The 14,363-nt window shown below is 71.6% G+C and carries 14 protein-coding genes and 1 pseudogene; 7 read left to right on the plus strand and 8 right to left on the minus strand.

What is annotated here, in order from left to right:
- Positions 1-172: 172 nt before the first annotated feature.
- Positions 173-445 (minus strand): hypothetical protein, encoded by a 273-nt coding sequence (locus ACWGKT_RS20730; RefSeq protein ID WP_453274894.1) that lies wholly within the window; start codon positions 443-445, stop codon positions 173-175.
- On the opposite strand from ACWGKT_RS20730, the pseudogene ACWGKT_RS20735 reads away from it, so the two are divergent.
- A pseudogene (locus tag ACWGKT_RS20735) lies at positions 443-1,018 on the plus strand (macrolide family glycosyltransferase); the annotation flags it as partial. The gene ACWGKT_RS20730 and the pseudogene ACWGKT_RS20735 sit on opposite strands and share 3 nt — an antisense overlap.
- 92 nt (positions 1,019-1,110) lie before the next feature.
- On the opposite strand, the gene ACWGKT_RS20740 reads toward ACWGKT_RS20735, so the two are convergent.
- Positions 1,111-3,354, minus strand: coding sequence for an MMPL family transporter (locus ACWGKT_RS20740; protein ID WP_453274841.1), 2,244 nt, complete (start codon positions 3,352-3,354; stop codon positions 1,111-1,113).
- Between the two features lie 400 nt (positions 3,355-3,754).
- Between ACWGKT_RS20740 and ACWGKT_RS20745 the strand changes: the two genes are divergently transcribed.
- Positions 3,755-4,306, plus strand: coding sequence for a DUF1697 domain-containing protein (locus tag ACWGKT_RS20745; RefSeq protein WP_453274842.1), 552 nt, complete (start codon positions 3,755-3,757; stop codon positions 4,304-4,306).
- Here ACWGKT_RS20745 and ACWGKT_RS20750 read toward each other — a convergent pair.
- The gene (locus ACWGKT_RS20750; RefSeq protein WP_453274843.1) at positions 4,287-5,147 is read right to left on the minus strand and encodes a transglutaminase domain-containing protein; all 861 of its coding nucleotides are present in this window, start codon (positions 5,145-5,147) and stop codon (positions 4,287-4,289) included. The genes ACWGKT_RS20745 and ACWGKT_RS20750 overlap by 20 nt on opposite strands.
- A 56-nt stretch (positions 5,148-5,203) precedes the next feature.
- Here ACWGKT_RS20750 and ACWGKT_RS20755 point away from each other — a divergent pair, with 56 nt between their 5' ends.
- From ACWGKT_RS20755 to ACWGKT_RS20765, 3 genes are all read left to right on the plus strand, one after another.
- Positions 5,204-6,226 (plus strand): ketopantoate reductase family protein, encoded by a 1,023-nt coding sequence (locus tag ACWGKT_RS20755; protein ID WP_453274844.1) that lies wholly within the window; start codon positions 5,204-5,206, stop codon positions 6,224-6,226.
- Positions 6,227-6,251: 25 nt separating this feature from the next.
- Positions 6,252-6,854: a TIGR03086 family metal-binding protein gene (locus ACWGKT_RS20760; protein WP_453274845.1), complete on the plus strand. Its 603-nt coding sequence runs from the start codon at positions 6,252-6,254 to the stop codon at positions 6,852-6,854.
- A gap of 123 nt (positions 6,855-6,977) precedes the next feature.
- Positions 6,978-9,605, plus strand: a complete 2,628-nt coding sequence (locus ACWGKT_RS20765) for a right-handed parallel beta-helix repeat-containing protein (RefSeq protein WP_453274846.1) — start codon at positions 6,978-6,980, stop codon at positions 9,603-9,605.
- A 194-nt stretch (positions 9,606-9,799) separates the two neighbouring features.
- Here the strand turns inward: ACWGKT_RS20765 and ACWGKT_RS20770 are convergent, their stop codons facing one another.
- Entirely contained in the window at positions 9,800-9,931 is a 132-nt protein-coding gene (locus tag ACWGKT_RS20770; protein WP_356156902.1) for a hypothetical protein, read from the minus strand.
- A gap of 68 nt (positions 9,932-9,999) precedes the next feature.
- Here ACWGKT_RS20770 and ACWGKT_RS20775 point away from each other — a divergent pair, with 68 nt between their 5' ends.
- A complete protein-coding gene (locus ACWGKT_RS20775) occupies positions 10,000-10,356 on the plus strand; it encodes a hypothetical protein (protein ID WP_453274847.1) in 357 nt (118 codons plus the stop codon).
- Entirely contained in the window at positions 10,356-10,697 is a 342-nt protein-coding gene (locus tag ACWGKT_RS20780; protein WP_453274848.1) for an ArsR/SmtB family transcription factor, read from the plus strand. Before ACWGKT_RS20775 ends, ACWGKT_RS20780 begins: the two co-directional genes overlap by 1 nt.
- Positions 10,698-10,727: 30 nt before the next feature.
- Here ACWGKT_RS20780 and ACWGKT_RS20785 read toward each other — a convergent pair whose 3' ends face one another.
- From ACWGKT_RS20785 to ACWGKT_RS20800, 4 genes are read right to left on the minus strand one after another with little or no spacing between them, the layout of a single operon-like run.
- The gene (locus ACWGKT_RS20785) at positions 10,728-11,480 is read right to left on the minus strand and encodes a sirohydrochlorin chelatase (RefSeq protein WP_235458298.1); all 753 of its coding nucleotides are present in this window, start codon (positions 11,478-11,480) and stop codon (positions 10,728-10,730) included.
- 5 nt (positions 11,481-11,485) lie between these two features.
- On the minus strand, positions 11,486-12,370 hold the full coding sequence (locus ACWGKT_RS20790) for an ABC transporter permease (RefSeq protein WP_453274849.1): 885 nt from the start codon (positions 12,368-12,370) through the stop codon (positions 11,486-11,488).
- Complete coding sequence (locus ACWGKT_RS20795) at positions 12,357-13,142, minus strand: ABC transporter ATP-binding protein (protein ID WP_356156894.1); 786 nt, start codon at positions 13,140-13,142, stop codon at positions 12,357-12,359. The genes ACWGKT_RS20790 and ACWGKT_RS20795 overlap by 14 nt, the downstream gene beginning before the upstream one ends.
- A gap of 33 nt (positions 13,143-13,175) precedes the next feature.
- Positions 13,176-14,288 (minus strand): aliphatic sulfonate ABC transporter substrate-binding protein, encoded by a 1,113-nt coding sequence (locus ACWGKT_RS20800; RefSeq protein WP_453274850.1) that lies wholly within the window; start codon positions 14,286-14,288, stop codon positions 13,176-13,178.
- Between the last annotated feature and the right edge of the window lie 75 nt (positions 14,289-14,363).

Below are 14,363 nucleotides of genomic sequence, written 5' to 3' on the forward strand. Positions count from 1 at the left end.
CGTGTCCCGACCTGCGCCGTCCTGCCGTGTCCGGCATCGACCAGTCTTGCATTCGCACAGGTCGGACCGTGTGTGCGGGCCCTTGACGGGAAACCGCGCCTGCACGCCCACGAGCACGCCGAGCGGGCCCGTGCGCGGTCACCCGGAGTGGCGGGACAAGGTGGCGATGCCGTCAGCGCCGAGCGGCACGCAGCGCACGGGCCTCCCGGAAGTCCGCGCCCGCGTCGGTGTACCGCAGGGCGGCGGTCAGGGCGCTCGCTCGGTCGAAGAGGGCGCGGGCGAGCGGGCCGGTTCCGGCGGCCGGGTCCAGGGCGACGCCCTCGTCGAGGAGCGGCTGCAGCTCGGGCAGGAAGCGGTACCCGTACCGGTGCTGGGCGTGCAGCGCGGTGCGGACGGTGGGTCCCCCCCTCTGGGGGAACGTCCGCACCTTTGGCGGAACGTCCACACCTTCGTCGGCGCCTGCCAGGGCGACCGCGCCGGGCTGGGCGACTGGCAGCGGCCGGCCGGCGCCGAGAAGGTCGTCCTGGTGTCGCTCGGGTCCGCGTTCACCAAGCAGCCCGACTTCTACCGGGAGTGCGTACGGGCCTTCGGGGACCCCCGGCTGGCACCTCGTGCTCCGGATCGGCCGGCACGTGGACCCCGCGGAGCTCGGGGACGTACCGGACAACGTCGAAGTACGGTCCTGGGTACCGTAGTTGGCGATCCTCCGGCAGGCCGACCTGTTCGTCACGCACGCCGGTGCGGGCGGCAGTCAGGAGGGCCTCGCCACCGGCACGCCGATGATCGCCGTGCCGCGGGCCGTGGACCAGTTCGGCAACGCCGACATGCTCCCGGCCCTGGGCGTCGCCCGGCACTCCCCACCGAGGAGGCCACCGCCGACACCCTGCGCGCTGTCGCCCTCGCCCTGGCCGACGACCCCGAAGTCGCCCGGCGGCTTCGGGACATCCAGGCCGGAATGGCCGAGGAGGGTGGCACCCGCCGGGCGGCCGACCTCATCGAGGCGGCACTGCCCGCGTAACGGCGTCGCTGTCGACGCACAAGACAACAGGGCCCGTTGGTTCCCCCCGGGAAACCAACGGGCCCTGTGTGTCAGGGAGTAGTGCGGTCGGATCAGACCCGCACCGGCTCACTCTCGCCGGACCTGACCGGGGCGTGCGCCTCCGGCGACTCGTCGTGGGTCAGGTCGGGCATGCGGTTCAGCCACTTCGGCAGGTACCAGTTGCGCTCGCCGAGCAGTGCCATCACGGCGGGCAGCAGCACACCGCGGATGATCGTCGCGTCGATGAGCACCGCGGCCGCCAGGCCCACGCCCATCTGCTTCATGGACTGCATGGACAGCGTGCCGAAGATCGCGAACACCGCGACCATGATGACGGCGGCGCTGGTGACGACGCCGGCCGTGGTGACCACGCCGTGCTGGATCGCGTCCTTCGTGCTGCGGCCGCGCACCCGCGCCTCACGGATCCGCGAGACCACGAACACGTGGTAGTCCATGGACAGGCCGAACAGGATCACGAAGAGGAACAGCGGCAGCCAGGTGACGATGGCGCCGACGCCCTCCGCGCCCACCAGCGAGGCGCCCCAGCCGTGCTGGAAGACCGCGACGAGGATGCCGTAGGCCGCGCCCACCGACAGCAGGTTCAGCAGGATCGACGTGATCGCGACGGTCAGCGAGCGGAACGACAGCAGCATCAGCAGGAAGGCGAAGACCACCACGAAGGCGAAGACCGGCACGACCGAACCGATCAGCTGGTCGTTGAAGTCGTGGTTGCCGGCGACCTGTCCGGTGACCGGTGCCTGGACGCCGTCGACCTTGCCGAGCGTGGCGGGCCGCACCTCGTCGCGCAGCTTCTGAAGGCTCTGGCCCGCCTTGTCCATGTCGGAGCCGCCGACCAGCGGCACGGACACCAGGGCCACGTTCTGCGCGTCGTGGAGCTTGATGTCGATCGGACCGCGCGAGGCGCCCGAGTCGATCGCCCGCTGCTTGAAGTCGGCCAGCGCCTGACGCACCTCGGGCGCGTTGATGTCCTTCGCCTTGACGACCACCTGGGCCGGCTCGGAGCCGCCCGGGAAGGCGTCGTTGACCCGGTCGTACGTCTGCACGATCGGCAGCGAGTCGCCGAACTCCTGGTCCAGCGTGAGCTGCGAGGTCTTCATGCCGAGCGCGGGAGCCGTGACGGCGAGCAGCGCGCCCGTCGCGACGACGACCGAGACCAGGGGCTTGGCGAGCACACCCTTGAGGACGGCGGTCCAGAACCGGCTCTCCGAGCCGCCCGCGCGCTTGCGGCGGCGCAGGAAGGGGATCCGGCCCTTCTCGACCCGCTCGCCCAGCAGCGAGAGCAGCGCGGGCAGGACGGTCACGGAACCGACCATGGCGACCGCCACGACCATCAGCGAGGCCAGGCCCATCGCCTCGAACTCGGGGAGCCCGGTGAACAGCATGCCCGCCATCGCGACGCAGACGGTGACACCGGAGACGATGATCGCGCGGCCACTGGTGGCGGCGGCGATCCTGAGCGCGGCACCCGCGTCGCGCCCGGCCTCCCGCTCCTCGCGCTCGCGGCGCAGGTAGAACAGGCAGTAGTCGACGCCGACGGCCATACCGACCAGCAGCATCACGGAGTTGGCGGTGTCGCTCATCGGCTGCAGGTGGCTGACGATGCCCATCAGGCCCATCGTCGCCATGATCGCGGTGATCGCCAGCGCGACCGGCAGCAGCGCGGCCACCAGGGCGCCGAAGGCGATCAGCAGGATGCCGAGGGCGACGGGCACGGCGGAGAGTTCCGCCTTCTGGAAGTCGTCCCCGAAGGCGTCCTTGTACTGCTTCTGCATGCTGGCCGAGCCGATCTCCTCGACCCGCACCGACCCGTGGGCCTTCTGCACGCCCGCGACGGCCTTCAGCACCGGCTCGATCCGGTCGACCGCGGTGTCCGCGTCACCGCGGATGTCGAACTGCACCAGGGCGCTGCGGCCGTCCTTCGAGATGGTCCCGGCGTCGTAGGGCGAGGTGATGCCCGTGACCTTGCCGGTGTTCTCGACCGCCTTCACGACGTCGGTGACGGCGGCCTTGAACGCGGCGTCCGTTGCCTTGACCGAACCGTCCTTCGACTGGACCAGAACCGACTCGCCGGCCGGGTTCTTGATCCCCGCGTCGTCGATGATCTTCGCTGCGGTGTGCGTCTCGCCCTGCAGCTGGTCGGCCTGGTCGACGTCCACCCGGCCCGCCGCGGAACCGAGTCCCATCGCCAGGAAGACGAACAGCACCCATATGCCGACCGCCGCCCACCGGTGCCGTGCGCTCCAGCCGCCGGCCCGGGCTGCTATGCCCCGGACCCGCGTGTCTCCGTTCCCCATGACGGGCTCTCCCCCTCGTGTGCGGTGGCGGTCCCTGCCGCCACGTTGCGCTCCGTACTTCGTTCGATTCGAAGGTATGGGCCGGATAAGAAGGTCTCGTCCTGCTGCCCGGTGAAGTCCGGCACCGGTCTCTCACCGCTGAGGAGGATGAAGGCCCCTTACATCTATCCGCGCTTCTCGGGGACGGTGATCAGGGACGGGGTGAGCTCGCACCCGTAGGACGTCCGATCCGTCGGCAGAGATCCACTTTGTGATTACGAAAGCTTGTTGAACAAGTCACAGCTGCGTGTATCGGTTGATCCGGGCCGCCCGATCGGCGAGAGTTTCGCGCAGCCCGGCGACGGGTGGCGGCCGTCGTGCCCACCCCCACGGGGCACGACGGCCGCTCTATGGTGTCCGGATGACGATGTACGCGGCGCTGCTGCGCGGAATCAACGTGGGCGGCAGCAAGAAGGTCCCGATGGCCGAGCTGCGCGCGCTCATGGAGCGCCTCGGCCACGGCGCCGTACGCACCCATCTGCAGAGCGGCCAGGCCGTGTTCGCGGCCGGCCACGGCGACGAGGAGTCCCTGGCCGCGGAACTCACCGAGGCGATCGAGAAGCACTTCGGATTCTCCGTCGACGTGATCGTGCGCGACCACGCCTATCTGGCGGCGGTGGCCGACGCCTGCCCCTTCCCGGCGGCCGAACTGCAGGGCAAGGAGCTCCACGTCACGTACTTCTCCGCGCCGGTCACCGCCGAGCGCTTCGCGGAGATCGACCAGGCCGCCCACCTCCCCGAGGAGTTCCGGCTCGGCGACCGCGCGCTGTACCTGTACGTCCCGGCGGGCCTCGGCCAGTCCAGGCTGGCGGCGGTTCTGTCCCGGCCGCGGATCACCAAGGGGCTGATCGCCACGACCCGGAACTGGAACACCGTCATGAAGCTGGTGGAGCTCACCGCCAGGGAAGAGTGACCGTCCGCGGACCGAGGAAGGGCGAGCAGGAGAGGATCTCGCGGGGTACGGCGAGTCGCGGGTCCTCGTGCAGGCGCCGGTACTCCTCCGTCGTACCGGCCGCGGCAACGGCGTCGATCAGGGCGAAGTCGTCCTCCGTCAGCGACGCGTAGCTCTCCGGCCCCGCGAGCCCCCAGCCGTCCCAGGGCAGTGGCTCGGTGCCGTTGAGGGCCGCGAGGTCCAGGACGACGGAGTTGACCACGAGCCACATGCCCCGCAGCCCGGGATCGACCCAGACCCCGAACGTCTCCGGATCGGCCTGACCGGCCCGGCACGCCCGCCACGCCTGCCCCGCCACGACGAACCGGTCCCGGGGCACGTCCAGCGGGTCGAAGGGTACGTCGTAGAGGTCGGCGGACACCTGGGGGTCGACCAACCGCCAAGTACCGCCCGGCTGTTGGTACTCGGTGACCCAGTGGTCGTCGTGGAAGCCGTCGACGAAGTACGTGCCGTAGCCGCCCCGGAGGCGGGCCGGGGTCCCGGTCGCCCGCAGCAGCGAGCACAGCAGGAGGGCGTAGTCGCGGCACGTGCCGACGAACTGCTCGTCGTAGGACCGCTTCTCGGTGAGCGGCGCGTCCTTGCGGGAGCGCAGGATCCGCAGGATCTCCGCGACGTACCGGGACTCGCCGTCGTGGTGCAGCCGCTCCTCGGGGATGTCGTACCCGATCCGCTCGCCCTCCAGCCGATGGAGGATCAGACCGCGTACGACAGCGGTGAGTTCACGCGGATCGCGGGGCAGGCCGGCGACGTCGAGGGCGCCCGGGTCGCTGTACGGCGTCTGCCGCAGATAGAGGTCGTCCATGCCCGCACCCTCGACTCTGCCCCAGGGACAAGGTCAACTGTGCGAGGCTCCTCGGTATGCGCTACATCATCATCGGGGCAGGCGCGGTCGGCGGCACCGTCGGGGGACGGCTGGCCCAGGCCGGGCGCGAGGTCGTGCTCGTCGCGCGGGGCAAGCACCACACGGCGCTGGACGAGGGCGGGCTCCGGCTGCGGGTGCCGGAGGGCGAGCTGACGTACCGGCTGCCCGTCGTGGACGGGCCCGGCCCGCTCGGCGAACTGCGCGCCGACGACGTGCTCGTGCTCGCCGTGAAGACGCAGGACAGCGTGGCCGCCCTGGACACCTGGGGCCCGGTGCCGGTCGCGGGCGGCGGTACGGCGCAGGAGCGACTGCCGCTGGTGTGCGCGCAGAACGGGGTGGAGAGCCCGCGCCTCGCCCTGCGCCGCTTCCGGCGGGTGTACGGCGTCTGCGTCTGGCTGCCCTCGACCTTCGTCGAACCCGGGGTCGTCTCGGCTGCCGGCACCCCCCTCACCGGCATCCTGCACCTCGGCCGCTACCCGCACGGCAGCGACGACACCGCCCGGCGGATCGCCGCCGACCTGGCGGCCGCCCGCTTCGAGGCGCCGGTCGTGGCCGACGTCGCCCGCTGGCAGTACGCCAAGCTGCTCGGCAACCTCGGCAACGCCGTCGAGGCGATCAGCGGCCCCGTCGAGGACGAGGCCGCGCGGGCCCTGTACGCCCGGGTGCGGGCCGAGGGCGAGCGGGTGCTCGACGCCGCCGGGATCGCCCACGTGAGCGCCGAGGAGCAGCAGGAGGCGCGCGGTGACAAGGTCACCCTCGTCCCGCTCGAAGGAGCCCCGCGCGGCGGCGGCTCCTCCTGGCAGTCGCTGAGCCGCGGCACCGGCACCATCGAGGCCGACCATCTCAACGGCGAGATCGTCCTGCTGGGGCGCCTGCACGGCGTCCCGACCCCGCTGAACGACCTGCTCCAGCGGCTCGCCAACGCGTTCGCGCGGGAGCGACGGGCCCCCGGCTCGATGCCCCTCGCCGAGCTCGTCCGGCGGGCGGACGAGGCTGTCGCGTTTGTTCAAGAGGGCTGAGCGCGGCCTGCCTAGCGTGGGGCGCATGACGCACGAAGACATGCACCCGTACATGATCGAATGTGCCGCCGAGGCCGCGCGTGTCGCACGCGGTGTCCCGGCGGCACGGCTGGACGACCCCACCCACTGCCCCGACTGGGACGTGCGCGCCCTCGTCAACCACTGGGTCCTCTACACCTCCTACGGCCTGGAACACCGCGCCCGGCGCACCCAGCTCCCCGAGGAGCTGACCGCCCGCGACTTCACGGCGGACGCGGACTGGGCCGAGGTCTACGCCGCCCAGTTGGACCGTGCCGTCGCCCTCTGGGCGGACCCGGCGGTGTGGGAGGGCGAGGTCGATCTCGGCATGGCGAAGATGCCGGCCGCCGAACTCGCCTCGATGATCATCAAGGAGATGGCGGTGCACGGCTGGGACGTCGCCACCGCCACCGGCCAGGAGTACCGCGTCTCGGAGGGGGCCGCCCGCCTCGTCCACGACGTGGTCGAAACCCACGGCGCCCTCTACCGGCAGTACGACGGCTTCGCCGACCCGGTGCCCGTGCCCGAGGACGCGTCCGTCTTCGACCGGGCGCTGGCGGCGAGCGGCCGGGATCCCCGGCTGGGCACGGGAGCGCTCCGCTCCGACTGATCGGATGACTTCTCGGCCAGTCGGGGGATCCGCGTCATTTCCGGTCTCTTTCATTGACTGGCGCGTCCAAGTGCTCCTACCTTTCCGGGCGTTGGGTACAGGCTGATCCCACGGGAGGGGTACATGCCCACGCACCGAAGAGCCGCCCTCGTCACCCTCGCCTCCGCCGGCCTCGTCCTCGGGGTGGTGGCCGGGCCCTCGGCCCTCGCCGCCCCGCCGCGGGTCGCCTCCTCGGACGTCCACGTCTCACCCGCCGGCGACGACCACGCCGACGGCACCCTCCGACATCCCGTCCGCACCCTGGAGCGCGCCCGCGACCTGGTCCGCGCCAGGGCCGGGAACCTGAGCGCCGACCTCACGGTCCACCTGGCGCCCGGCACCTACCGCCGCACCGAGCCGCTCGTCCTCGACGCCCGGGACTCCGGCACGAACGGCCACCGGGTGATCTGGCAGGGCACCGGCGACACCGTCATCAGCGGCGGCCGCCGGGTCACCGGCTGGCACCCGGTACCGGGACGGCCGGGTCTGTGGTCCGCGCGCGCACCCCAAGGGCTGAGCGCCACACGGCAGTTGTACGTCGACGGAGTGCGCGCCCAGCGGGCCCGCGGGGCCGTGCCGGTCACCCTCACCCAGACCGCCACCGGCTACACCGCGTCCTCCGACACCCTCGCCCACTGGAAGCGTCCGGCCGACGCCGAGTTCGTCTACACCAGCGGCGAGGCCCTGTGGAACGTCGAGCGGGGCGGCCTCGGCCAGTGGACCGAGCCCCGCTGCCCGGTCGGCTCCGCCGAGGGCACCACCATCACGATGGCCCAGCCCTGCTGGGACAACTCCAACAAGCGGGTCGAGTTCCCCGACATCCCCGGCCGCACCGTCAGCATGGTCGGCCCGGGGCACCTCACCAACGGCGGCAAGCCGTCGTACGTCGAGAACGCCTACGAACTCCTCGACCAGCCCGGCGAGTGGTACCTCGACACGGGGTCCCGCACCGTTTACTACCTGCCCCGCAAGGGCGAGGACCTCGCCCGCGCCGACGTCGAGGCGGCGGCCGCCGAGAAACTGCTCGACGGGCGGGGCACCGCCGACGCCCCCGTCCACGACATCGCCCTGCGCGGGCTCCGGTTCAGCTACGCGACCTGGCTGACCCCCTCCGCCCCGGAGGGCTTCTCGGAGATCCAGGCCGGCTACACCATCACCGGCGACAAGGGATGGGCCACCCAGGGGCTGTGCCGGTACGTCGAGGGCGGCACCTGCCCCTTCGCGTCCTGGACGAAGATGCCGGGCAACGTGTCCGTCACGCACGGGCAGCGCATCGAGTTCGCCGACGACGTCTTCGCCCATCTCGGCGCTTCCGGACTTGAGTTGGGGACGGGCAGCGAGGACGCGGCCGTCACCGGCAGCATCTTCACCGACATCTCCGGCAACGGTCTGGAGATCGGCGGTGTGGACGGGCAAACCCCGGCGTCCGGCGTGGCAGTGACGAACAATCACCTCTACGGCCTGCCCCGCGAGTACCACGGCGGAGTCGCCGTCCTCAACGGCTACACCCACGACGACACCATCGCCCACAACCAGATCGACCACGTCGGCTACTCCGCGATCTCCCTGGGCTGGGGCGGCTGGCCCGACAAGATCGGCGACCCGGCCACCCCCAACCCGAGCCATGACAACGCCGTACGCGACAACCTGATCTTCGACTACATGCAGATGCTCGACGACGGCGGCGGCATCTACACCCAGGGACTGACCGGCACCTCGATGGCCGACGGCGAGAAGGTCACCGGCAACGTCGTCCACGACCAGTGGGGCCTCGGCAAGAGCGTCTACACCGACAACGGCTGCACCTACGAGACGGTCCGGGGCAACGTGCTCCACCACGCCTCCTACGCCAACGTCGCCTCCCGCCACACCGACTACCGCGACGGCCTCGGCAACAACGACCCGACCCTCGTGCAGGACAACTGGTGGGAGGAGGGCACGGCCGACGGCGACAACAAGGGCCTCGTCACCAAGGGCAACCGGATCATGGCGTCCCCCTCCGACGTCCCACCGGAGATCCTGGGCAACGCCGGACTGGAGCAGCCCTACCGCGCCCTGCTGGAGCGCACCGTGGCGGCGCCGTCCGTCCCCGAACCGCCGTCCCGGGTCGGGACGACCACCGCGGGCGCGGACGCCCTGTACGTCACCTTCAACCCCAGCTTCGTTCACGGGGGTTCACCGGTGACCGGGTACACGGCGCGGGCCTACGACACGTCGGGGGTCCAGGTCGCCGAACAGGCCGTCTCGGCAGTGGAGTTCAGGCGCACTGCGCTGGTGCGGATCGGTGGACTGCCCTCGTCCGGCGGGCCGTTCAGGGTGACGGTCACCGCGGCCAACGCCCACGGCAGCAGCGCCCCGTCCCTCGCCTCGGCATCGCTGGCACCGACGGCCGCGAGCACGCTGCCCGGAGCGCCGACAAGTCCCAAGCTGCGTACGGCGGCAACCGCGGCGACCCTCGCCTGGACCCCGCCGACCGCCACGGGCGACGCGAAGGTCGTCGGCTACCGGGTGACGGTCTCCGACGGCCGGGATCCGATCGGCGTCACCGGCCGGGACGTCCTGGTCACCCAGCCCTCCGCCAAGGGCATGTTCCGGGTGATCGGCGGGCTGCGGCCCGGCACGTCCTACACCGTGACCGTCGCGGCGGTGACGGCGGCCGGCCCCGGACCCGCGGCCACGGTCACCGCGACGACCCGAGCAACTGCCCCGTAGCGGCGGTCTGTTGGCCAATTCGGCTCGACCGCGACGGAAAACTCCCCTGGTGTGACACGTTCGGCGCCGGCGACGCAGTATCAAAAGCGGGATGCGGCATACCGGCTCGTGCGAGCCGGTAGCCGTGTGCCGACCGGTCGTCCGCGGACCGACGTCACAGGGGAGCGCCGGACCGCGGACGGCCCAACGCCCCGTCAGGCGGGCTCGCCCCGCCAGTCACCGTCCCGTCGTGCCCAGCGCACGGCGGGACGCACCGCGAGACCGGCCGCCGCGAACATCACGCCCAGCAGCGCCCAGCCCAGCCTGCCGTGCTGGATCGCGGTCACCGTGACCAGCGCCGGGCCCGCCCCGCCCCGCCTTCGCCGACGAACTGGACCAGGTCCGCGTCACTCCGGTGGACGTGGTCGTCGCCGACTTCCGGGCCACCTACCGCACCGAGGACGCCCTGCCGCCCGTCGTCGCGCGCGGCCTCGCCGACCCCGCGGCCTTCCTCGTCCGGCTCGCGGACGCGGTCGACGCCTACTGGCGCACCTGTCTCGCCGCCGACTGGTGGCCGCGGGTGCAGACCATCCTGGAGGCCGATCTCGCCCACCAGGCAAGGGTGCTGGCGGAACAGGGCGCGGGGGCGTTGTTCTCCGGGCTCGATCCGCGGCTCGTGTGGAGCGACGAGCACCTGTCGCTGACCCGCCCGCCGGACACCGCCCCCTGGCCTTCGGGTGACATCCGCATCGGGGGCGCGGCCTGGTGCTGATGCCGACGATCTTCGCCAAGGGCGCGCAGACGGTGCTGGACCACTCGCTGCCCCCGGTGCTCATCTATCCGGCACGCGGCCGGGCCATCCTCTCCGAGGAACCGCCGCCGGTCACCGACCGCGCCCTGATCCGGCTCCTGGGCCGCCCCCGCGCCCGCCTGCTCCTGCTGCTCGCGGAACCGGCGTCCACCACGGAACTCGCCCTCCGCCTGGGCGTCACCGCCGGCGCGGTCAGCCAGCACCTGGCCGTCCTCTGCGACGCGGGGCTCCTCGGCCGCACCCGCAGCGGCAGGATCGTCCGGTACGCACGGACCCGGCTGGGCGACGAGTTGTGGCGTTAGACACCCGCAGCCGTCAGGCGCCCACGGTCGTCAGGCGCCCACGGCGGCAAGCATCGGGGCGCGCGCCGCGTCGTACCGCTCCAGCAGCAGCCGTGCCACCTCCGGCGCCGGGCCGAGCACGTCGGCCAGGACGTCCGCCTCGGCCGCGCCCCGCGCGATGCGGTCCGGCAGGAAGCCGGGGGCCAGGACGTACGGGGCGACGGCGACGCGCTCGCAGCCGAGGGCGCGCAGCTCCCGTACGGCGTCCTCGGTGCGGGGGACCCCCGCGGGAAATGCAGCGGAGGCGAACGCAGGTCGCACGGCGCACCAACCGGTGTGCCGCCACTCCCGCGCGATTTCTGCGATCACTGCGATCGCCTCCGGGTCACTGGACCCCGCCGAGGCCAGAACGACCCCGGTCGAGGACTTGTCGGCGGGTGTCAGCCCCGCCTCGTACAACCGCCGCTCCAGCGCCGACAGCAGCAGCGGGGAGGGGCCGAGCACCTCCGCCTGCCGGATCCGCAGCCGCGGTGGCGCGTCCCGCAGCACCGCGGGGATGTCCGCCTTCGCGTGGAAGGCGCGGGTCAGCAGGAGGGGAAGGGCCACGACGTCGCGTACGCCCTGTGCCGCCAGGGACTCCAGCACCCCGTGCACGGACGGGACGTTGAAGTCCAGGAAGCCGGTCTCCACGCGCAGCCCCGGCCGCAGCGACCGCACCCGCCGCACCAGGGCGTGCACGGTCGCGGCGTGCCGCGGGTCGCGGCTGCCGTGGGCGATGACCAGAAGGACCGGCTTGGGGGACATGGGTATCAGCTCTTCACCAGCAGGCCGCGGCTGCGCAGCACCCACCGCTCCAGCGGGCTGAAGATCAGCAGGTCGATGGCGATGCCGACGAACAGGATCAGGAAGATCGCCTCGAACACCATGGCCATGGAGCTGGCGTTGCGGCCGTTCTCCAGCAGCGCGCCCAGGCCGATGCCCAGGTCGGGGGAGGAGGCGATGATCTCCGCCGCCATCAGCGAGCGCCAGGAGAACGCCCAGCCCTGCTTGAGACCGGCGAGGTAGCCCGGCAGCGCGGCCGGCAGGACTATGTGCCAGGCGCCCTTCAGGCCCGTCGCGCCCATCGTGCGGCCGGCCCGCAGGAACAGCGGCGGCACCTGGTCGATGCCGGAGACCAGGCCGTTGGCGATGGAGGGGACCGCGCCGAGCAGGATCACCGCGTACATCATCGAGTTGTTCAGGCCCAGCCAGATCACCGCCGGGGGCACCCAGGCCACGGACGGCAGCGACTGCAGTCCGGACAGCACCGGGCCGATGGCCGCGCGCACGAACTTCACCCGGGCCACCAGCAGACCGAGCGGGGTGCCGATCGCCAGTGCGAAGGCGAAGCCCAGCAGACCGCGCGAGACACTCGTCCAGATGTAGCCGAGCAGCTTGCCTTCCAGCCAGGCGTGCTTGAACTCGTTGCCCACGTCGGCGGGCGACGGCAGCTTCGTCGGATCGTCGACGATCTTGAACGAGATCAGCGCCTGCCACACGACCAGCGCCACCGCGGTGGCGACGAGCGGCGGCAGGATCTTGCTGGTGAAGGTCTGCCGGAACGGAGTCCGGCCGGTGACGGCGGTCTCCAGCGCGTCCAGGCCGGCCTCGACGCTTCCCGCGTCGGTGGCGGTCTTCGTCTCAGTGCTGGCCATGACGGCGGATCTCCCCACGCAGTACATCGGTGATCTCAAGGGACAGTTCGGCGACCGGCGCGTCCTCGATACGCCGCGGCTGCGGGATGTCCACCCGCCACTCACGGGCCACCCGGCCCGGACGGGACGACAGCAGCACCACCCGCTGCGCGAGCCGCACCGCCTCGCGCACGTTGTGCGTGACGAACAGGACGGACAGCCCCGTCTCCGCCCAGATCCGGGTCAGTTCGTCGTGCAGCAGGTCACGGGTGATCGCGTCCAGCGCCGCGAACGGCTCGTCCATCAGCAGCAGCCGGCTGTCCTGCGCCAGCGCCCGGGCCAGCGCCACGCGCTGGCGCATACCGCCGGACAGCTCGTGCACCCGCTTGCCGTACGAGCCCCCCAGCCGTACGAGTTCGAGCAGTTCCTCGGCCCGGCCGCGCCGCTCGTTCTTCGGAACTCCCCCCAGTTTCAGGGCGAGTTCGATGTTCTTGCCCGCGGTCAGCCACGGGAACAGGGCGTGCTCCTGGAACATCAGGGCCGGGCGCCCATGGGTCGCGATGCTGCCGGCGGAGGGCTGGTCCAGCCCCGCCACCAGGTTCAGCAGGGTCGACTTGCCGCAGCCCGAGGCCCCCAGGAGGGTGACGAACTCGCCGGGCGCGACATCCAGCGTGATGTCGTCGAGGACGAGTTGCTGCCCGACGGGCCCGGCGAAGGACTTCGAGACGTGCTCGATGCGGGCGGCGTACTCGACCACCTCGACGTCATCGGCCTTGGCGAGGGCGGTTGCCATGATCGTCACCTCCTGGGAATCTCGGATCCGGACTTACTTGACGCCGAGACCGGCGTCGTTGACGGAGCGCTGACCCGCGGCCACGAGGACCTTGTTCAGCGGGGCGAGGTCGTAGATGCCGGCCAGCTTCGGGTTCTCGAGGAGACCCGCCTTCACAGCGTGCTCAGCCTCGGTGTCGAGGGTGGCGGCCAGCGGGTCGTCGGTGATCTGGATGGACTGCCACGCCGGGTCCAGGACGTCGGCCGGCAGCTCCTTGCCGGAGTCGATCCCCAGCTGCTTGTTGGCCGCGGCCTTCGCCAGGTCCGGGTTGGCGTTGATCCACTTGTTGGTCTCGACCGAGGCCTTCAGGACCGCCTCGAGGGCCCGCGGGTGCTCGTTGAGGAACTTCTGCGACACGACGATGTTCGTGATCACGAACTTCTTGTCCGGCCACAGCGCCGACTCGTCGAGGAGCACCTTGGCACCCTCGGCGACCAGCTTGGACGCGGTCGGCTCCGGCACCCAGGCGCCGTCGATCGAACCGGACTTGTAGGCGTCCGGGGTCACCTTGTTGTCGGTGCGGACCACCGACACATCGCCCCGGCCGCTCTGCGCGTCGACCTTCCAGCCCTGCTCCGCGACCCAGTTCAGGAACGCCACGTCCTGGGTGTTGCCCAGCTGCGGGGTCGCGATCCGCTTGCCCTTGACGTCCTTCAGGGACTTGATCTTCTTCGGGTCGACCACGAGCTTCACACCGCCGGAGGCCGAACCGCCGACGATGCGCAGGTTCTTGCCGTCCGACTTGGTGTAACCGTTGATCGCCGGGGAGGGACCGATCCAGCCGATGTCGATGGAGCCCGAGTTGAGGGCCTCGATCTCCGAGGGTCCCGCGTTGAAGATCTGGTACGCGGCCCGGGTGGCGCCGAGCTCCTTCTGGAAGAAGCCCTTCTGCTTGCCGACCAGGGCGGTGGCGTGGGTGAGGTTGCCGAAGTAGCCGATCTTGACGGAGTCGAGGCCGTCGATCTTCTTGGCGCCGGCGGCGACCTGCGCGTCGGCGGCGTTGTCGTCGGCCTTCGACCCGTAGCCGCAGGCGGCGAGCGCCAGCAGGGGGAGGGCGGCGACCACGGCCAGGCCGCGGCGGTGGAGCGATGAGCGGGAGGCAGGCACGGGAGGGGTTCCTCTCGTTGGCCCGGCGGTCACGGTCCGTCAGGTCGTGGCCGGGAGATCGGCGGGTCTTCGCTT

Source organism: Streptomyces sp. NPDC054794, from assembly GCF_053611585.1.